Below are 17,428 nucleotides of genomic sequence, written 5' to 3' on the forward strand. Positions count from 1 at the left end.
GCACCTCCAAAAAAATGTCGAACAGGCCAACAAGCGCGCCAGGCGGCTCGTTGCAGATACATTTTGGAAGGCTTAGTTGCGCACGTCGGCGGTCATCCTGGATGTCGGAAGGGACGCAGAGCCTAACGCGCCTTGGCGGGCTTCGGCAAGTCTGCTGCCAATTGTTCCAGGAACATGGCCAGCGCCACCTCTTCCGCCTTGAGCCCCTTGCGTGCCCGAGGCTTGGGCAGTTTCGACAGTTCACCCAGGCTGAAATGCTCCAACACGGCAGGGTGGATATAACACTTGCGACACACTGCCGGGGTATTGCCCAGTTGCCGCGCGACGTCCTTGACCATCGCCACCACATGCCGCTTGGCATCGGATTCCGGCTGCCATTCCAGTTCGCGCAACACGGCCAGGGCCAGGGCGGTGCCGGCCCAGGTGCGATAATCCTTGGCGGTGAAGTCCGCGCCGGAGAGGCTGTGCAGGTAGGCGTTTACATCATGGGAGCTGACGGTATGGCGTTCGCCGTCTTCGTCCAGGTACTGGAACAGGTTCTGCCCCGGCAGCTCCAGGCAGCGTTTGACCACTGTCGCCAGGCGTTTGTCCTTGACGGTGACCTGGTGTTCGACGCCGCTCTTGCCACGGAATTGGAACTTGATTTCGCTGCCCTTGACGCCGACATGACGGTTGCGCAGGGTGGTCAGCCCGTAGGATTTGTTATCCCGTGCGTACTGGGTGTTGCCGACGCGGATCAAGGTGGCGTCCAGCAACATCACCACCGTGGCGAGCACCTTTTCCCGAGTAAACCCCGGCACGGCAATCTGGGCTTGCAGTTGTTTGCGCAGCTTTGGCAAGGCATTGCCGAATTCCTGAAGGCGCGAGTACTTGTCGGTATCGCGCACTTCCCGCCAGCGTTCGTGGTAACGATATTGCTTGCGTCCGCGAGCATCGCGCCCGGTGGCCTGTAGATGACCACGGGGATCGGCGCAGATCCACACATCGGTGTAGGCGGGGGGGACGGCCAAGGCGTTGAGGCGCTGGATTTCATCAGCGTCCTGGATGCGCTTGCCCTTGGCATCGAAGTACTGGAATGTGCCCCGTAGCGTCTTGCGGCGAATGCCGGGCTGGGTGTCGTCTACGTAATGCAGGTCACGGGGCAGGTCGGCATCGGGCATGGTCGCAAGTTCCTTGGGGCATGCTTGATTGACCGCAGCGGTGTGCGGTCGTGCCAAAAGGTTTGCTACGCCAGCACGGCAACGGCTTTGATCTGTGCCCACAAGGCCTGGCCGGGGTGCAGTTGCAATTGATCGCGGGAGAATCGGGTGATACGCGCCAGCAACGGCGTGCCGCTGGCATCCAGGCGTACCAGAACGTGGGCGTTGTTGTCTGCCGAGATCTCCTGGGTGACCGTCACCGGCAAACGGTTAAGGATGCTGCTGTGTTCCTCGGCTTGCAGGCTGAGGCTCACATCCCGTGCCTGCACCTTGATGCGCAACGCCTTGCCCACCGCCAGCGGCGCATGGGCGACGCGCATGTGCAACGCGCTGTCGGGCAGTTGCAGGGTCAACAACTGATAGTGCTCGTCGTAGGCGACGACAGTGCCGTTGATCACCACGCCGGCATCGTCCCCCAGCGCCATGGGCAGGTCGAGCCGCGCCAGGGTTTCTCCGATGGGGCCGCTGGCAAGTGCCTTGCCATCGCTGAGCAGTACGATGTGATCGGCCAGCCGCGCCACTTCGTCCTGGGCATGGCTGACGTAGAACACTGGAATATCCAGCTCGTCGTGCAGACGTTCCAGGTACGGCAGGATTTCGCTTTTGCGCTTGCTGTCCAGGGCGGCAAGCGGCTCATCCATCAGTAACAGCTTGGGGCTGGTGAGCAAGGCGCGGGCGATGCCGATGCGCTGACGCTCTCCGCCGGAAAGGTGTTGGGGATGGCGGTCGAGCAGGTGGCCGATGCCCAGCAGTTCGGTAGCCTGGGCCATGTCTACCCGGCGTTGTTGAGCCGGGATGCGCTTGAGGCCGAACTCCAGGTTAGCGCGCACTGACAAGTGCGGGAACAGGCTGGCTTCCTGGAACACATAACCCAGCGCACGCTTATGCGACGGCACGAACAGCCCGTTGCGGCTGTCTTGCCAGACTTCATCGTTGATTTGAATAAAACCGTCCCTGGCGCGTTCCAGACCGGCGATGCAACGCAGGCAAGTGGTCTTGCCCGAGCCCGAATGCCCGTACAGCGCGGTCACGCCACGGCCAGGCAAATGCAGGTCCACATCCAGGTCAAAGCCTGAATAGTTGAGTTGCAGGCGTACATCGATCATCGAATCAGCTCCAGCCCATCTTGGTTTTACGGCTGGAATACAGCGCCAGCAACACGAGGAATGCAAACACCACCATGGAGCCGGCGAGCCAGTGGGCCTGGGCATATTCCATGGCCTCCACGTGGTCGTAGATCTGCACCGAGACCACCCGTGTCTTGTTGGGGATATTGCCGCCGATCATCAGCACCACACCGAACTCACCGACAGTGTGGGCGAAGCCAAGGATTGAGGCGGTGATAAAGCCCGGGCGTGCCAGCGGCAGGATCACCGTGAAAAACGTGTCCCAAGGGTTGGCGCGCAAGGTCGCGGCCACTTCCAGGGGGCGCGTGCCGATGGCGGAGAAGGCGTTCTGCAACGGCTGCACCACAAACGGCATGGAATAGATCACCGAGCCGAGTACCAGCCCGGTGAAGCTGAAGGTGAGGGTGCCCAGGCCCAGCCATTGGGTGAACTGGCCAAAGTAGCCATTGGGGCCCATGGTCAGCAGCAGGTAGAAGCCGATCACCGTCGGTGGCAACACCAACGGCAAGGCGACGATTGCACCAATGGGCCCGCGCCACCAGGATCGGGTGCGCGACAGCCACAGAGCAATCGGAGTGCCGATCACCAGCAGGATCACGGTGGTCAGTGACGCCAGTTTGATGGTCAGCCAAATAGCGGAAAAATCGGCACTCGATAGCGGCATTTAGAGCTCGTAACCGTAGGACTTGATAACGGCAGCGGCTTTTGGCCCCTTGAGGTATTCAACCAGTGCCTTGGCAGCGGCGCTGTCTTTACCTTTGTTGAGGATCACCGCGTCCTGTTTGATCGGGTCATGCATGGACGACGGGACGATCCACGCCGAACCGCTGCTGACTTTGCCGTCTTTGTAGATCTGCGACAAGGCCACGAAACCCAGCTCGGCGTTGCCGGTGGACACGAATTGATAGGCCTGGGTGATGTTCTGGCCTTCAACGATCTTGTCCTTGACCTTATCGGTCAGGCCTTCTTTGGCCAGTACCTGGGTGGCGGCCAAGCCGTATGGGGCGGCTTTGGGGTTGGCGATGGACAAGTGCTTGAACTCATTTTTCTTCAGCACTTCGCCCTTGGCATCCACATAGCCTTCTTTGGCCGACCACAGCGCCAGGGTGCCCACGGCGTAGGTGAAGCGTGAGCCTTTGACGGTGTCGCCTTCGCTCTCGAGTTTTTGCGGGGTGGTGTCGTCGGCGCTCAGGAACACCTCGAACGGCGCGCCGTTCTTGATCTGGGTGTAGAACTGGCCGGTAGCACCGTAGGCCGCGACCAACTTGTGGCCGGTGTCTTTTTCGAAGTCGGCGGCAATGGCTTGGATCGGTGCGGTGAAGTTGGCGGCCACGGCCACTTGGACTTCGTCGGCGTGGGCGGCGGCGCCAGCCAGTGCGATCAATGTCGCCAAAAGAAGGCGAGGGGTCATGTTGCGGGTCATAGAGGGCTCCAAGTGCCTGTGTTGTTAGTCAAGTGCTTTGGGGGCTTTCAGGCGCTGTATGTATATGTATATAGCGAATAAATGGCAAGCGGAAATCGCGCGGTAGACCTGTCGAGCCTTCCATGTGCTGGGTGGCGAGGTGCCTACAGCCACGGCCGAGGCTCACGTGGATAGTAAGTCGTTTCAAGGCCATGGGAAGGTCAGGATGGAAAGTAAGTACGCCTACGTCGATACTGCCGGATTGAGGAGTGACTCATCCGAGCTATATATCCAAGCGTGGATAGATCGAGTTCTGCAACGCTCTCAACTGGATCAGGACGCGAAGAGCCTGATCAACACCTCTACGATGATCCCGGTGAAGTTCTCCGTATCAGTGGATCCTGAGCAGGACCCGCTTATTGTCGAGTGGGAGGAGGTGCCTCTTTGGCACGTTCTCAATAACCACTACCGTTGGGAAAGCTTTCCCGCCAAAGGGCAAACGTCCACCCTGACAGTAGCCCCGAGAATGCCGTCCTTCTTCGGTGAGACGGTCAAACAGATGACCCCGGCGCGTTTTTTCATGGACAGCATCCGTGGCATCGGCCAGTCACGGAGCCTGGCCAGTAATCCCTATCCCCTGGTACTGCCTGATCGAAGCTTGTTGAAAACCGAGATTGTGGTCTGTCATGTCTGGGGGAGGCAGGGTCGTTTGCTGGCGCTATTCTGGTTCGACGTCCCTCCGATTTCACTGAGCGTCACGCAATGGCCGCGACTGATTGGCACAACCTGGTCGGGGTTGCGAATTGGCGCGCGGTCGGGTGGTCATGTGTACTTTTCCGATGACCCGGCAAAAAACCAACTGTGGCTTATGCCATTTGAAGAAACGGTCGGTGATGTCGACTTTTCCATTGTTCCTCGGTGGGTATCGAAGTCATTTGATCTGCCTGGAGATGATTTGGCGGCGGACCAACTCGTCGAAGTGGTCATCAGTCATCTGCCCGGTAAGACCGAGACATTGACCTATTCCGTCACGGTGCCTGAAGCGCATTGGCCGCTTAAACAGTGGCGCTATTACCTCAGCCTTTACATGAATCACCGTTGTCCCTGGGTTAACTGCGGCGTGCAGGATGAGGACGACGGCATCACCGCACGGGACGATCAGGACAACCAATGGTTTATCCGCCATGACGCAAGCCAAGCGTTTATCGAAGTGCGCATCGTGCCAGCCGAACTGGCACAGTGGACGCAACGCCGCCCACTGACAGGGCAACTCCCGAAACTGACGAGGGCGTGGCAAAAATGGGACTCCCTGGCCAATAGTGTGGGGAACGTGGAACTGTGCAAAGACTATGTGGCCAATCTGGTCCGGCGTAGTTTTAGCAAGACCGGTCTTCCGGAGGGGGACTGGCAGCGTTTCTCCCAGGAACGACAGTTCAGGTACAAATACTTGGTGGGATACCCTCCACACACCTCTGGCATGTCGGCCTTCAGCCCACCGCGTTACAAGTATTTCACCTTCGAACAAGTGGTGATCGGAGAGCCGCAGCGAAGCCGGTTTTACCAGGAACAGGTCAGTTCGGTGCACATCAGGGGGGAACCCATTTCCCCCCGTGAGATGAAGGCACTCTCTGGCATCAGGGATACGCTGCTCACGGAGTTTATTGATGACGTAGACAACCTCTCACAAAATGCCGAGTTCAAGACACTGTTTGAAGAAACCTGTATAGCGCTGGCCCGTGTACGTGTCGGGCAGTTTCTCGCCGATCACAACGAAACAGATGCCGGCTTGCGCGGTGCCGCCTTTCGTTACTTGAAATCCGACCTGAAGCCTCGCTTGCTGCTCTTCAAGGAAAAGCTGCTGGCGAACGTTTTTGTGGTGAAGATGGACTCGACGAAAGCGCTCCTGGTGTCACTCAATTTATCGGGGCACAAATGGGCGGTGTGGCAACCGAGCACGGTTAAAGGTCATCCCACTGAGAAGCTAATGGCGTTTATCCGTGCCCACCTGCCATTGGCGGAGCGATTCAGCCTGACGCGTGAAGATTTTGTTCCGCAAAAGAAGCGCTACGGCTATCACTACCGACGCTTTCCGCCGCAGCCTATTACTTTTCAGGAAGTAGCCGACTTGCCGACGCGGTTGCGTGAGATCGCTGTCGCCGAAATCAAGCAGTTGATCAACTACGCCATCTTCTCCTCGGATGAAGAACGACGCCGTGCAAAAACCTCAATGTATAGGCAGGTCATACGAGCCCTGTCTGGGTTGGTGATTGCCGCTATCGGCCCGTTGAGTGGGATGGGGGCCTTGTTGGTGTCGGGTATGGTGCGGTTTGTCACTAATGTGGGGGAGGTTGGTTTCAGCTATGCGCTGGCTCAAAGCGCCGATCGTCCTGAGGAATATGGTACCTACATTCAAGAGTGCAAATTGGGTGTGCTGCTGGGGGTGGTGGATTTGGGCGTGGATGTGAGTACCGTCACGCGTAAACTGCGAGTATTACTCAAGCAGTCGACCGCTGCCGGCAAGACGGTGTTGCCGTTACTGACACCCCAGGCGCCAGACGAAATCCCCCTGCAATTGCCCGTCAAACAAGCGCTTGATCCGGTGTTCATGCCTGTGCCCATCGGTTGGCAGACCCTGCGTGATCGCCTGGTAAAAACATTTCGTGACGATAACAAACTGTCTGAACTCAATGGCTACGCACCGGCATCCACATCTGGTGGTTATACAGCGTGCGTGAAATGCAGCCGGTATTTATCAAGTAAGTCGTGGGGAGTGCAGGCGGTCGGTGTGCTGATCTTCGCAGGCCTGGATGACCAGCACCCGACACAGCATTTTGCAATGTGCCTGCGGCACGAAGACGATATAGCCATCATGGATATCGCCGTGAGCCATTTGGACTCTTCTGCAGAGCGGCGTATCTACTTCGGCTCCGTGTCAGGCTGGGAACAGCACCTGCGCACGCTCCCGACGCTGCAGGAAAAGGTGGTCGTTTATAAGTTCTTCCCCTCGTTTCCCCGCGCGAGTGAGCAGGTTGAGGCGCTCTTTCCACTAGGGGTCAGTTGGGCACGCTTTTTCAGCACGGGTAACTACAGCATTGTTGCCCTGCCACAGCAGTACGCAGAACAAGTTCGCCAGCAGATCCATCGCCTTTGGACTGATGTGTTTTATCAATTGGTGGTCAGTCCGTTTGCACCTGCCGAGCCTACCGAGCATCGAACGAATGACCTCAGTCAAACTGACTTATTCAACCAGATCAGCACCCTGAACAGCCTTGTTCAGGAAACTGAGCAGGTCTTGCGCCGCACGATTGGCGTCGACGCCGTTGGGGAACTCAGAACGCTGTTGCTCAGCTATCTACAGGTTTGGCGCGCGGAGCCGAAGGCTGAGTACATCGCGCTGATGGACAAGGTGATGGCAGAGGAGGCCGCCATGGTGCAATACGCATTGACGCATCTGGAGACGCTACAGTCGGGGCTGCCCCCTGTGCTTGCCTCGGGGCGGGATGCGCTGGTGGACTGTATTGACTGGATCGCCGTGCGGGCTGGACAAGAGGACGACAGCTGGCTGGAGCAATTGAAAGGTCAGCTCGAGCAATATGTCTCTGGTTCCCATGCTGGAGTGGATTTACATTCGATTGCCGTGCTGGACACGCTTTATGAACAGCTCAATACCGCTGGCGCTATACGTGTGCGTCATGCGCGTTCTGTCAGCTATGAACGCTTGTCTCCTGCCAGCGGTCGCGCCCTGTTTGCCAGGGGACTGGAGTCGATTCGTGGGGTAGAGGCCTTGCGTCAGCCCGAGTGTTACTTTGCGTTGATTCTGCGCACCCAGCCCTATGCAGAGCATAACGAACACCTTGCACGGGTTGTCTTTGGTATCAGTGCACTGCGCCAGGGGCGCTTTACGGTATTACCGCCATCCGAAGAGTTTCGCCTCAGTGGGCTTGAACCCACCGAGTCTATGCCGGTTTAACGCGAAAGGCGTTTCAGCGCTTGTGATGCCAACGACTCGGTCAGCTGCCGGGCAGGCAGTTCGCGCCCCAAACCAAAAGCCTGGCCCGCCCATAGGTTGGCGAAGCCGGCTTCGTCCTTGGCCTTGAGCGGCATCAATGCACCGCCCGCGCCAGGAAATGCCGGCGCGGCGGGGTTGATGGCACCGAGTTCGCGCATCACTCGGTTGACAATGCCCCGCGCGGGGCGACCGGTGAACAGGTTGGTCAGCGCGGTCTCGCTGGCCTGGGCATGGCGCAGTGCACGATAGTGGGACGCACTGACGGTGGCTTCAGGGGTAAACAGATAAGCCGTACCTATCTGCACCGCGCAAGCACCCAGGGCGAGCGCCGCAACAATCCCGCGCGCGTCGCCGATGCCGCCGGCTGCAATCACCGGCACACTGACGGCATCAACGATTTGTGGCAGCAAGGCCATCAAACCGATCTGGCTGTTGAGATCGTCGCTCAAAAACATGCCGCGATGTCCGCCCGCCTCAATACCCATGGCGATGATCGCATCGCAACCGTGCTGTTCCAGCCAGACCGCTTCCTCTACGGTGGTGGCAGATGAAAGCACCTTGGCCCCGGTGGCCTTGACGCGATCCAGTAGGGCTTTTTCTGGTAGGCCGAAGTGGAAGCTGACGACTTCGGGGCGAAACGCTTCGACCACTTCGCAGGCAGCATCATTAAAGGGCGCGCGGTTTGAGACCGGGGTTGGCGCGTCAAAATCGGCGCCCAATTCACGGTAGTAAGGCTCCAGCAAATCCTTCCAGCGACGGTCACGCGCCTCATCTGCCTGGGGTGGCTGGTGACAGAAGAAATTGACGTTGATCGGCCGCTGGCTGGCCTGGCGAATGCTGGTCAGTGCTTCGCGCAGTTGCTCGATGCTCAGCGTGGCGGCGGGCAGGGAGCCCAATGCACCAGCCTCGTTCGCGGCTATCACCATGGCAGGCGTCGTGGCACCGGCCATTGGCGCTTGGATGATGGGCACTTCGATGCCCAGCAGATCGAGAAGGCGGGTGTCTGGCCAACTGCTCATAAGGTACGTCTCCAGCGTTATCGGTCTTTGCGCTGTTTTAGCAAGGCGCTGGCGCTCCGGCCAGTCTGTTTTATTCACTGGACGGATGGGCGGTTTCGTGCCGCAGGCAAGCGGTTCAAGTCTTGCGTTCGCGCTCCAGGAGCTCGCGTTTGCGTTCTACGCCCCAGCGATAGCCCGAAAGGTCGCCGTTACTGCGCACTACCCGGTGGCACGGAATCGCCACTGCCAGGCTGTTGGCACCACACGCCTGCGCAACGGCACGGAAAGACTTGGGCGCACCGATGCGTTCGGCAATTTGCGCATAACTGACCGTGCTACCGGGCGGGATATCGCGCAGGGCCTGCCAGACTCGCTCCTGAAACGCGGTGCCCCGCAGGTCCAGGGGTAAATCCAAACCGAGGGCAGGCGCCTCGACAAAGCCCACCACGTGTGCGATCAAGCGTTCGAAGCGGCGGTCTGCGCCGATCAAGTCAGCCTTGGGGAACTGATCCTGAAGGTCCCGCACCAGCTTGGCCGGATCATCCCCCAGCAGAATCGCGCACACGCCACGGGCGCTTTGCGCCACCAGGATGGCCCCCAGCGAACACTGGCCGACCGCAAACAGGATTTGGTTATGGGGGCCGCCGGCCTTGTAGTCAGTGGGTGTCATGCCCAGCAAGTGGTTGGCCGACTCGTAAAAACGGCTATTGGAGTTGAAGCCTGCCTCGTAGAGCGCATCGGTTACCGTGTGCTGGCCCTTGAGCCCATCGCGCACCTTGCGTGAACGATGGGCGCGTGCATAACCCTTGGGCGTCAGGCCGGTGACGGCCTTGAACACGCGATGAAAATGGAAAGGGCTCAGTCCGGCACGCATGGCCAGTGTACTCAGGCTGGGCGGCGTGTCGGCCTGTTCGATATGGCGACACGCATCGGCCACCAGTAGGGTGTGATGCGCAGCCAATTGAGTCTGGTCGCCGGCAGCGCGTTTGCTGGCACGGTAGCCTGCGGCTTCGGCTTGGGCCGGGGTGTCGAAGAACTCGACGTTCTGCGGGAGTGGCAGGCGCGACGCACTGCTGGGGCGGCAATACACCCCGGTGGTTTTTACGCCGTAGACGAACAGCGCATCAGCCTTGGGGTCGCGGGCCAGGATCGCAGCCCAGCGGGGGTCGTGTTCGATGGTCATGGTCGGCACTCTTGACGGGTTTTGGGCAGGATAGGTGTGCCGTAATCGACTGGCACTCCGAACCTTGCGGTCAAATCAACCGGCAGTGCGAAAGGTGAGGTTGATACGCTGCGGCCCCATGATCGGGTGCTGACCTGCCTGGATCGGTAATACCCCATGGAAACGCAGGCGGTCGACGCCGCCCCAGACCACTACATCGCCGTGGAACAATGAGACCTTTTTGGGCCTGTCGCTACGTGTGTGCCCACCAAACAGGAAAATCGCAGGCAAGCCCAGGGAAACCGATACCACGGGTGCACTGTAGCGCCGTTCGTTCTTGTCCTGATGCAGGGACATTTTTGCGCCGGGCACGTAGCGGTTGATCAGGCAGGCGTCAGGTTCGAAGTCGATAAAGCCCGCGTCGGCTGCGGCCAGGATAGCCAGCCGGCGCAAGTCGTTGGGCATGGCGGGCCAGGGTTGCTGGCTGTGGGGGTCGGTCGGGCTGTAGCGGTAGCCGCTGGCATCGGTGGTCCATCCCAATTCGCCGCAACTGCTCAGCGCCGCCGACATGGTAAAACCGCCGGGCGTGACCATCTGGCGAAACGGAGACTGCGCCAGCACTTGCCGCAGCTCTGGAAGCATTCGATCTATCCAGGGCAGGGCAAAGCCTCTTAATACGTAGGACTCTTCGCCGATCTGTTCACGCCCTGCGGGCTGTTGCAGCGCGTCATCGGCAAACAGGTCGGCGGTGGGGCCGGGCATGGTCTTACAGCGCCTTGCTCACGTTGATGTCGGTGATTTCATCACTGGCATCGTGGATTTTTGCCAGGGCTTGCTTGGCTTCTTCCACGCTATTGCTCTGCAACTGGGCGAATTCAAAGCGGCGCTCACCGTTGAGTTTGTACTTGATGACGTATTTGGTAGTGGTAGTCACGGCTATTTCCTGTGGGGTATTCAGCTCAGCTTGGAGCTGGTGCGGCGCACGATGCGGATCTTGTGGGACAGGGTTGGCTTACGGGTCACGCTGATGGCTCGGCGGGTGACTACGTCCAGGGTGATGTTCCAGAACCCGGTGCTGGGGGCGGTGATCTTGGCGGGGAATTTGTCGAAGGCGCCGCCGTGGTAAGTGTGGCGACCACCGTTCTTGAAGCTGCGAAAGTTCGCATCGCTCATCAGGCGGATGTTGCAGGTCTGCGAACATTCGATGACAACAATGTCGCCCTCGTTGAGGTGCTCGCGCTGGTGAATGAATTTCATGGGGTGTCTCCAGAAGGGCTTTTTCTGAAAAATCAGAACGATACGTAGGATAAGATGGAGTTTATCAGCCCCAGCGCGTTTATTATCGCGTCGTCTTCAACGGCATCGACAATTTAAAACAGTTATTTACCGAGTTATCAGGGATAAATCCTACGTGGGCGGGAGAAAATTACCATCCCCGCTGTCGTACGGTCTTTATGGGAGGTTTTGTATGAAATGGAGCGTGTTGGTTCTGGCCTTGGCCATCGGTGGGTGTGCCTCGGTTGCTGATATCAAGCAAACCCCGCCGACATTGGCGGTCATTTCCGGGAAAAAACCACAAGAATACGCGGCCTGCGTGGTGAAAAAATTGTCTGCCACCCGCCGTCCGCCGCAAATCGAACCGCACAAGGACGGGGTGCAAGTGATCGTGCCGCAGAAGTTCTCGACCGATCCGTCGGCGATCTTCGAAATTGAAGAGCGCTCCAGCGGTAGCAGCATCAAGCTTTACGAGAGCATGTCCAACGTGCCGATCCGTCCAGGTGATGTCAAACAGGCGGCGGAAGATTGCATTTCCGGCTGATGCCGTGACGGAAAATCAACGATATGAAGCGTGAACACGTTAAAGCCCGCCATGCCGAGGGGCAAATCTCGGCCACCCATGTCATCCAGAATCCGGCCGACCTTGGCGAATGGATCGTTTTCTTCAAGAAAAGCGGTGGGCGCAGTTTTTTCCTGGTCGACGAGCAGGACGAAGTCGAGTCCTTTTCCAACCTTGATGAACTCACTGAAACCCTGAGGGGCTTGGGGATCAAGTTCGCCGAGATCCATCTATAGCCTGTCGCTATTTGCAGACCACCACGACACTGCGACTTTTGTAGTTGCCCACGTCTTTGCCGAGGGTCTTGTCACTTTCATTAAGTGACGGCGTGCCCTCGGTGCCGACGATGCGATAGCCGGTGCCAGCACACGATGCATCGGCTTTCTCGTAGCAACTGGCCCACGAATTAGCCTCGCCGGAACAGTCGATGGTCAAGCCTTGTTCGCCATCTTTCAAATAAACGTCAGAAGTGGTGGTGCAGCCGGCGAGCGCCAGTACCGCAGTCAGTGCCAGGATTTTGTTCATTGGGAGATCGTCGTCGAGGGTGTTGGAGGGGCGCTGACACTGTCGTGGGGCGTTTGCGAGAGATTATAGCGAACGGCCATCAAGGTATACACAAACACAAAAAAGCCCCGTTTAGCGGGGCTCTTTGTGCAGCGTTCAAGGCTTACTTGCCTTTAGGGCGCTTGCTCGACGCGTGGCCGGCTTCATCTACAAACACTTCAGCTACGGCGATTGCCTGGCTTTCGCTAGGGAAGGCCCCCGCAACGCTGTCACCGTGGAAGTTGATCAAGTGCCAACCGTCCGCACGCTTGGTGATGAGGTAGCCGTTCACGCCTTTTGGTTCTGACATCTATTGAGAATCTCGTGGTCTGGTTCAAGGGCTTAATGATAGCGTCAAACGTGGCCTGGACGCGCAAGTTATTGTAGGCCAGTGTCCCGATTGCAAAAGCGTGCTAAAAAGATTGCAGCCCTTTGAAACTGAGAGGTGCAGGCATTTTTGCCGTGCGGATGGCAACGCTCTTCGTAAGATCAGCGGAACTTACGCCGACATTTTTTCTCTATCATGACATCGCAACGCCAGCAGGACCCATTGTAAGGTGACTGCGGCCTGATTAGACTGCGCCGAATTTCGTACGCACAGCCCTTTGTAAGGACTTATATGATCAAGAAATGCTTGTTCCCAGCAGCCGGTTACGGCACTCGCTTCCTGCCAGCGACCAAAGCCATGCCTAAAGAGATGCTGCCGGTGGTGAACAAGCCACTGATTCAGTACGGCGTCGAAGAGGCACTGGATGCCGGCCTGAACGAAATCTCCATCGTGACCGGTCGCGGCAAGCGCGCGCTGGAAGACCACTTCGACATCAGCTACGAGCTGGAAAACCAGATCAAGGGCACCGACAAGGAAAAATACCTGGTTGGTATCCGCAAACTGCTGGACGAGTGCTCGTTCTCCTACACCCGTCAAACCCAGATGAAAGGCCTTGGCCACGCGATCCTGACCGGCCGCCCGCTGATCGGTGACGAACCGTTCGCCGTGGTACTGGCGGACGACCTGTGTGTGAACCTGGAAGGCGACGGCGTACTGACCCAGATGGTCAAGCTGTACCAGAAATACCGTTGCACTATCGTTGCCGTACAAGAGGTTGACCCTCAGGAAACTAACAAGTACGGCGTAATCGCTGGTGACAGCATTGGCGATGACCTGATCCGCGTACGCGACATGGTTGAGAAACCAGCGCCGGAAGACGCACCGTCGAACCTGGCGATCATCGGTCGTTACATCCTGACTCCGGACATCTTCAAGCTGATCGAAGAAACCGAGCCGGGCAAGGGTGGCGAGATCCAGATCACCGACGCCCTGTTGAAACAAGCCAAAGACGGCTGCGTGATTGCCTACAAGTTCAAGGGCCAGCGTTTCGACTGCGGCGGCGCCGAAGGCTACATCGAAGCCACCAACTTCTGCTACGAGCACTTCTACAAGACTGGCAAGGCCTACTGATTCAAGGTAGTCGGCCTGCTCTGTACAAAGAAAGCCACCTTCGGGTGGCTTTTTCGTTTTTCAGCCCCAACTAAGCCGGTATGCTGATTGCCTGCCGAGGAGAGTGAAATGGCCTACGATTTTGACCTGTATGTAATTGGCGCCGGTTCCGGCGGTGTACGCGCGGCACGTTTTGCGGCGGGCTTTGGCGCCAAGGTGGCGGTTGCGGAGAGCCGTTACCTGGGCGGCACCTGTGTGAACGTGGGCTGCGTGCCGAAAAAACTGTTGGTCTATGGCGCGCACTTTGCCGAAGACTTCGAGCAGGCCAGCGGTTTTGGCTGGTCACTGGGTGAGGCGAACTTTGATTGGGCGACGTTGATCGCCAACAAGGATCGCGAGATCAATCGCCTCAACGGCATTTATCGCAATCTGCTGGTGAACAGCGGTGTGACCCTGCATGAAGGGCATGCGCGCGTGGTCGACCCGCATCAAGTGGAGATCAATGGCGAGCGCTTTACTGCCGAACACATCCTGATCGCCACGGGCGGCTGGCCACAAATTCCCGACATCCCGGGGCGCGAGCACGCCATCGGCTCCAATGAGGCGTTCTTCCTCAAGGAATTGCCCAAGCGTGTACTGGTGGTGGGGGGCGGCTACATTGCCGTCGAATTCGCCGGCATCTTCCACGGGCTGGGTGCGCAGACGACGCTGCTGTATCGCGGCGATCTGTTCCTGCGTGGTTTCGACGGTTCGGTAAGGACTCACCTTAAGGAAGAGCTGACCAAGCGCGGCCTTGACCTGCAATTCAATGCTGATATCGAGCGAATCGACAAACAGGCTGACGGCAGTCTTAAAGCTACGTTGAAAGATGGCCGCGTGCTGGAAGCTGATTGCGTGTTCTACGCCACCGGTCGCCGCCCGATGCTCGATAACCTGGGGCTGGAAAACACTGGGGTTAAACTCGACAAGCGTGGTTTTGTCGAGGTGGACGACCTGTACCAGACCGCCGAACCGTCAATCCTGGCCATCGGTGATGTGATTGGTCGCGTACAGCTGACGCCCGTAGCCCTCGCCGAAGGCATGGCTGTAGCGCGCCGCTTGTTCAAGCCTGAGCACTATCGCCCGGTGGACTACGCGATGATCCCGACAGCAGTGTTCAGCCTGCCCAATATCGGCACGGTGGGCTTGACGGAAGAAGAGGCGAAAGAGAAGGGGCATAAGGTGCAAATTTTCGAAAGCCGCTTCCGACCAATGAAACTGACCCTGACGGAGTGCCAGGAGAAAACCCTGATGAAGCTGGTGGTCGACGCCGACACTGACAAGGTGCTGGGTTGCCACATGGTCGGCCCGGACGCTGGCGAGATCGTCCAGGGTTTGGCGATCGCGCTGAAAGCGGGCGCGACCAAGCGGCATTTCGACGAAACCATCGGCGTGCATCCTACGGCGGCGGAAGAGTTCGTCACCATGCGCACGCCTGTAGCAGGCTGATCAGTCTTGCGGTGTTGCGTCTGGCGTCGTTGCAACGACGGCCGCCAGGCGCAATGCCTCAATGTTGGACTGGGCCTTGATCAGGTCCAGTTCCAGGGTTTTGTTAGTGTGCTGGTGCTCGGTCAGCGCCTCTTGGCGTGACTGACTTTCCAGCACAGCCACTCGCAAGCGTTCCTGAAGCAGCGTGCGTTCGCTGTCTATTTGGCTCACTTGCTCGCTCAGCTTGAGCTGCTGGGCTTGATCCTGGCGCGATTGCTCTTGCAGTGCAGCCAATTCCTTCGTCGTTACTCGATGCTCAATCAACAGCCGTTCGTTGTCGCGATGCAGTTGGGTGATTTCATCCTGGCGTACCAGTGCGCTTTGCTGCGCCTGGCGCAATTCAGCCTGAACTTGTTGTAGCTGACCCTCATGGCGTCGCTGTTCCTGCTCGCGCTGATCCTTGATGGCATTGCGGTAATGCTCCAGGGCATCGCGGGCGTGCAGGTGTTTTTCCTCCAGTGAACGAATCTGTTCGTCTTTATCGTTGATACGCAGCTCGTAATCGCTGCAAGCCTGGCTGAGCCCCGCATTACGCGTTTGCTCAGTCTGCAGGCTGGTGCTGGCGGTTTGCAGGGCGGCACTTTCTTCCGCCAGGGCGGCTGCCTGAATATCGAATTGCTGCTTGAGCAGGCCGTGGGCCTCTTCGAGGGCCTCTACCTGCGCGAGCAGGGCGGCTTTGTGTTGCTCGAATTGCGCCAGGGCCTGGTCGATAGGCTCCTGGGCTTTGTCCTTGAGGCGCTGCGCGAGGCGAGATACCAGCTCTCCCAGCTCATCATCCAGCGGCGCTTCGGTGATGGTCAGCCGCGTCTCGCTGGCATCCAACTCTTTCAAATAGCGGTGAATAGTGGTTTTCGAGCCGGTATTGCCCATTTCAATGCGCACGGCATCGATGCTGGGGTTTTCGCCGCGGGCGAGGATTGCCAGGCGTGCCGTCTGGACTACTGCTTTGTTGATGCCGCCACGAGCCATGGGGTCTCCGTCGATTTAGTACTGTGGTACGTAGTATGTAGATACATACCTTATCACGAATGAAATCTTGTTTAAATTCATGATTTAACAGATGGGATATTGGCGTATTATCCCGTGTCATACGCGTTTTGAGCGCATAAACACCCGCCAGCAGTACGAATAGGCCCCCCATGAGCGATCTGGATCGATACCTGAATGCCGCCACCCGCGACAACACGCGGCGTAGTTACCGGGCGGCCATCGAGCATTTCGAAGTGAGCTGGGGCGGATTCCTGCCCGCGACCAGCGATAGCGTGGCGCGCTACCTGGTGGCGCATGCGGGCGTATTGGCGGTTAACACCTTGAAGCTGCGCCTCTCGGCCCTGGCCCAGTGGCATACGAGCCAGGGGTTTCCCGACCCCACCAAGGCGCCGGTGGTGCGCAAGGTGCTCAAGGGTATTCGCGCCGTGCACCCAGCACAGGAAAAGCAAGCCGAGCCGTTGCAGCTCAAGCATCTGGAACAGGTGGTGGCGTCGCTTGAAAGCGAGGCAACTGGTCATGATCCCGCTCGGCAACTACGCGCCAAGCGCGACAAGGCCCTGATCCTGCTGGGTTTCTGGCGTGGCTTTCGCAGTGACGAACTCTGTCGCCTGGAGATTGAGCATGTGCAAGCCACCCCCGGCGCGGGCATCAGCCTGTATCTGCCGCGCAGCAAAAGCGACCGCGACAACCTTGGCAAGACCTATCACACCCCGGCATTACTGCGTCTTTGCCCGGTGCAGGCCTACAGCGAATGGCTCAGTGCCGCGGCCTTGGTTCGCGGCCCGGTATTTCGCGGGATTGACCGCTGGGGCAATCTGGCGGAGGAGGGCTTGCACGCCAACAGTGTGATCCCGTTACTGCGCCAGGCGCTGGAACGCGCCGGCATCCCCGCCGAGCAATACACCAGCCACTCTCTGCGACGGGGCTTCGCCACTTGGGCTCACCGCAGCGGTTGGGACTTGAAGTCATTGATGGCTTACGTCGGCTGGAGCGACATGAAATCTGCCATGCGCTATGTTGAAGCGACGCCCTTTCTCGGCATGACCTTGGCCACCCAACCGCTGCTTTAAGATTTCTTCTATTAATACAGTCACCTGATAGGGAAAACCAATCGTCAGCATCAGGTTTGCCAATGAGCCATCGACCGAGAGAGTGGGTAGGATTCACCTCATCAACTTTGTAAGCCCTTTCTACAA

Annotated in this window: 18 protein-coding genes; 6 read left to right on the plus strand and 12 right to left on the minus strand. The window is 58.4% G+C overall.

Annotation, left to right across the window (positions count from 1 at the left end; translation table 11 throughout):
• Positions 1-122: 122 nt before the first annotated feature.
• The 4 genes from DYL61_RS09965 to modA form a co-directional block, all read right to left on the minus strand.
• A complete protein-coding gene (locus tag DYL61_RS09965) occupies positions 123-1,160 on the minus strand; it encodes a DNA topoisomerase IB (RefSeq protein WP_135308200.1) in 1,038 nt (345 codons plus the stop codon).
• Positions 1,161-1,225: 65 nt separating this feature from the next.
• Positions 1,226-2,305, minus strand: a complete 1,080-nt coding sequence (gene modC, locus DYL61_RS09970) for a molybdenum ABC transporter ATP-binding protein (protein ID WP_135308201.1) — start codon at positions 2,303-2,305, stop codon at positions 1,226-1,228.
• Between the two features lie 4 nt (positions 2,306-2,309).
• Positions 2,310-2,990, minus strand: coding sequence for a molybdate ABC transporter permease subunit (gene modB / locus DYL61_RS09975; protein ID WP_105697322.1), 681 nt, complete (start codon positions 2,988-2,990; stop codon positions 2,310-2,312).
• A complete protein-coding gene (gene modA / locus DYL61_RS09980; RefSeq protein ID WP_135308202.1) occupies positions 2,991-3,737 on the minus strand; it encodes a molybdate ABC transporter substrate-binding protein in 747 nt (248 codons plus the stop codon). It lies immediately after the preceding gene.
• Positions 3,738-3,954: 217 nt separating this feature from the next.
• On the opposite strand from modA, the gene DYL61_RS09985 reads away from it, so the two are divergent.
• Positions 3,955-7,698: a hypothetical protein gene (locus tag DYL61_RS09985; RefSeq protein WP_135308203.1), complete on the plus strand. Its 3,744-nt coding sequence runs from the start codon at positions 3,955-3,957 to the stop codon at positions 7,696-7,698.
• Here DYL61_RS09985 and DYL61_RS09990 read toward each other — a convergent pair.
• The 5 genes from DYL61_RS09990 to DYL61_RS10005 form a co-directional block, all read right to left on the minus strand.
• Complete coding sequence (locus DYL61_RS09990; RefSeq protein WP_135308204.1) at positions 7,695-8,756, minus strand: NAD(P)H-dependent flavin oxidoreductase; 1,062 nt, start codon at positions 8,754-8,756, stop codon at positions 7,695-7,697. The two genes, DYL61_RS09985 and DYL61_RS09990, sit on opposite strands and share 4 nt — an antisense overlap.
• Positions 8,757-8,871: 115 nt before the next feature.
• Positions 8,872-9,918 carry a bifunctional DNA-binding transcriptional regulator/O6-methylguanine-DNA methyltransferase Ada gene (gene ada / locus DYL61_RS09995; protein WP_135308205.1) on the minus strand — a complete coding sequence of 349 codons (1,047 nt, stop codon included), beginning with the start codon at positions 9,916-9,918 and terminating at the stop codon, positions 8,872-8,874.
• A gap of 75 nt (positions 9,919-9,993) precedes the next feature.
• Positions 9,994-10,659: a DNA oxidative demethylase AlkB gene (alkB, locus tag DYL61_RS10000; RefSeq protein WP_135308206.1), complete on the minus strand. Its 666-nt coding sequence runs from the start codon at positions 10,657-10,659 to the stop codon at positions 9,994-9,996.
• A gap of 4 nt (positions 10,660-10,663) precedes the next feature.
• Entirely contained in the window at positions 10,664-10,831 is a 168-nt protein-coding gene (locus tag DYL61_RS31270; RefSeq protein WP_167496692.1) for a hypothetical protein, read from the minus strand.
• A gap of 20 nt (positions 10,832-10,851) precedes the next feature.
• Positions 10,852-11,154, minus strand: coding sequence for a DUF1883 domain-containing protein (locus DYL61_RS10005; protein WP_024075646.1), 303 nt, complete (start codon positions 11,152-11,154; stop codon positions 10,852-10,854).
• A gap of 211 nt (positions 11,155-11,365) precedes the next feature.
• Between DYL61_RS10005 and DYL61_RS10010 the strand changes: the two genes are divergently transcribed.
• Positions 11,366-11,716: a hypothetical protein gene (locus DYL61_RS10010; RefSeq protein ID WP_105697327.1), complete on the plus strand. Its 351-nt coding sequence runs from the start codon at positions 11,366-11,368 to the stop codon at positions 11,714-11,716.
• A gap of 23 nt (positions 11,717-11,739) precedes the next feature.
• On the plus strand, positions 11,740-11,970 hold the full coding sequence (locus DYL61_RS10015) for a hypothetical protein (RefSeq protein WP_135308207.1): 231 nt from the start codon (positions 11,740-11,742) through the stop codon (positions 11,968-11,970).
• A gap of 7 nt (positions 11,971-11,977) precedes the next feature.
• Here DYL61_RS10015 and DYL61_RS10020 read toward each other — a convergent pair whose 3' ends face one another.
• On the minus strand, positions 11,978-12,259 hold the full coding sequence (locus tag DYL61_RS10020; RefSeq protein WP_105697397.1) for a hypothetical protein: 282 nt from the start codon (positions 12,257-12,259) through the stop codon (positions 11,978-11,980).
• Between the two features lie 142 nt (positions 12,260-12,401).
• The gene (locus DYL61_RS10025) at positions 12,402-12,587 is read right to left on the minus strand and encodes a hypothetical protein (protein WP_105697329.1); all 186 of its coding nucleotides are present in this window, start codon (positions 12,585-12,587) and stop codon (positions 12,402-12,404) included.
• Positions 12,588-12,896: 309 nt separating this feature from the next.
• On the opposite strand from DYL61_RS10025, the gene galU reads away from it, so the two are divergent.
• Positions 12,897-13,736 carry a UTP--glucose-1-phosphate uridylyltransferase GalU gene (gene galU / locus DYL61_RS10030; protein ID WP_105697330.1) on the plus strand — a complete coding sequence of 280 codons (840 nt, stop codon included), beginning with the start codon at positions 12,897-12,899 and terminating at the stop codon, positions 13,734-13,736.
• A 108-nt stretch (positions 13,737-13,844) separates the two neighbouring features.
• Complete coding sequence (gorA, locus tag DYL61_RS10035; RefSeq protein ID WP_135308208.1) at positions 13,845-15,203, plus strand: glutathione-disulfide reductase; 1,359 nt, start codon at positions 13,845-13,847, stop codon at positions 15,201-15,203.
• Here gorA and DYL61_RS10040 read toward each other — a convergent pair whose 3' ends face one another.
• A complete protein-coding gene (locus tag DYL61_RS10040) occupies positions 15,204-16,211 on the minus strand; it encodes a DNA-binding protein (protein ID WP_135308209.1) in 1,008 nt (335 codons plus the stop codon).
• Positions 16,212-16,381: 170 nt separating this feature from the next.
• On the opposite strand from DYL61_RS10040, the gene DYL61_RS10045 reads away from it, so the two are divergent.
• Positions 16,382-17,302 carry a site-specific integrase gene (locus tag DYL61_RS10045; RefSeq protein WP_135308210.1) on the plus strand — a complete coding sequence of 307 codons (921 nt, stop codon included), beginning with the start codon at positions 16,382-16,384 and terminating at the stop codon, positions 17,300-17,302.
• Positions 17,303-17,428: the final 126 nt, after the last annotated feature.

It is taken from the genome of Pseudomonas nabeulensis, from assembly GCF_004682045.1.
Taxonomy (GTDB): domain Bacteria; phylum Pseudomonadota; class Gammaproteobacteria; order Pseudomonadales; family Pseudomonadaceae; genus Aquipseudomonas; species Aquipseudomonas nabeulensis.

Bases quoted from the DNA above. Each gene is read 5' to 3' on its own strand.
- modB (WP_105697322.1), bottom strand. From the start codon at position 2,990: ATGCCGCTATCGAGTGCCGATTTTTCCGCTATTTGGCTGACCATCAAA.
- DYL61_RS09985 (WP_135308203.1), top strand. From the start codon at position 3,955: ATGGAAAGTAAGTACGCCTACGTCGATACTGCCGGATTGAGGAGTGAC.
- ada (WP_135308205.1), bottom strand. From the start codon at position 9,918: ATGACCATCGAACACGACCCCCGCTGGGCTGCGATCCTGGCCCGCGAC.
- DYL61_RS10020 (WP_105697397.1), bottom strand. From the start codon at position 12,259: ATGAACAAAATCCTGGCACTGACTGCGGTACTGGCGCTCGCCGGCTGC.
- DYL61_RS10025 (WP_105697329.1), bottom strand. From the start codon at position 12,587: ATGTCAGAACCAAAAGGCGTGAACGGCTACCTCATCACCAAGCGTGCG.
- gorA (WP_135308208.1), top strand. From the start codon at position 13,845: ATGGCCTACGATTTTGACCTGTATGTAATTGGCGCCGGTTCCGGCGGT.
- DYL61_RS10045 (WP_135308210.1), top strand. From the start codon at position 16,382: ATGAGCGATCTGGATCGATACCTGAATGCCGCCACCCGCGACAACACG.
- DYL61_RS10040 (WP_135308209.1), bottom strand. From the start codon at position 16,211: ATGGCTCGTGGCGGCATCAACAAAGCAGTAGTCCAGACGGCACGCCTG.
- alkB (WP_135308206.1), bottom strand. From the start codon at position 10,659: ATGCCCGGCCCCACCGCCGACCTGTTTGCCGATGACGCGCTGCAACAG.
- DYL61_RS09965 (WP_135308200.1), bottom strand. From the start codon at position 1,160: ATGCCCGATGCCGACCTGCCCCGTGACCTGCATTACGTAGACGACACC.
- DYL61_RS09990 (WP_135308204.1), bottom strand. From the start codon at position 8,756: ATGAGCAGTTGGCCAGACACCCGCCTTCTCGATCTGCTGGGCATCGAA.
- DYL61_RS10005 (WP_024075646.1), bottom strand. From the start codon at position 11,154: ATGAAATTCATTCACCAGCGCGAGCACCTCAACGAGGGCGACATTGTT.
- galU (WP_105697330.1), top strand. From the start codon at position 12,897: ATGATCAAGAAATGCTTGTTCCCAGCAGCCGGTTACGGCACTCGCTTC.
- modA (WP_135308202.1), bottom strand. From the start codon at position 3,737: ATGACCCCTCGCCTTCTTTTGGCGACATTGATCGCACTGGCTGGCGCC.
- modC (WP_135308201.1), bottom strand. From the start codon at position 2,305: ATGATCGATGTACGCCTGCAACTCAACTATTCAGGCTTTGACCTGGAT.
- DYL61_RS10015 (WP_135308207.1), top strand. From the start codon at position 11,740: ATGAAGCGTGAACACGTTAAAGCCCGCCATGCCGAGGGGCAAATCTCG.
- DYL61_RS10010 (WP_105697327.1), top strand. From the start codon at position 11,366: ATGAAATGGAGCGTGTTGGTTCTGGCCTTGGCCATCGGTGGGTGTGCC.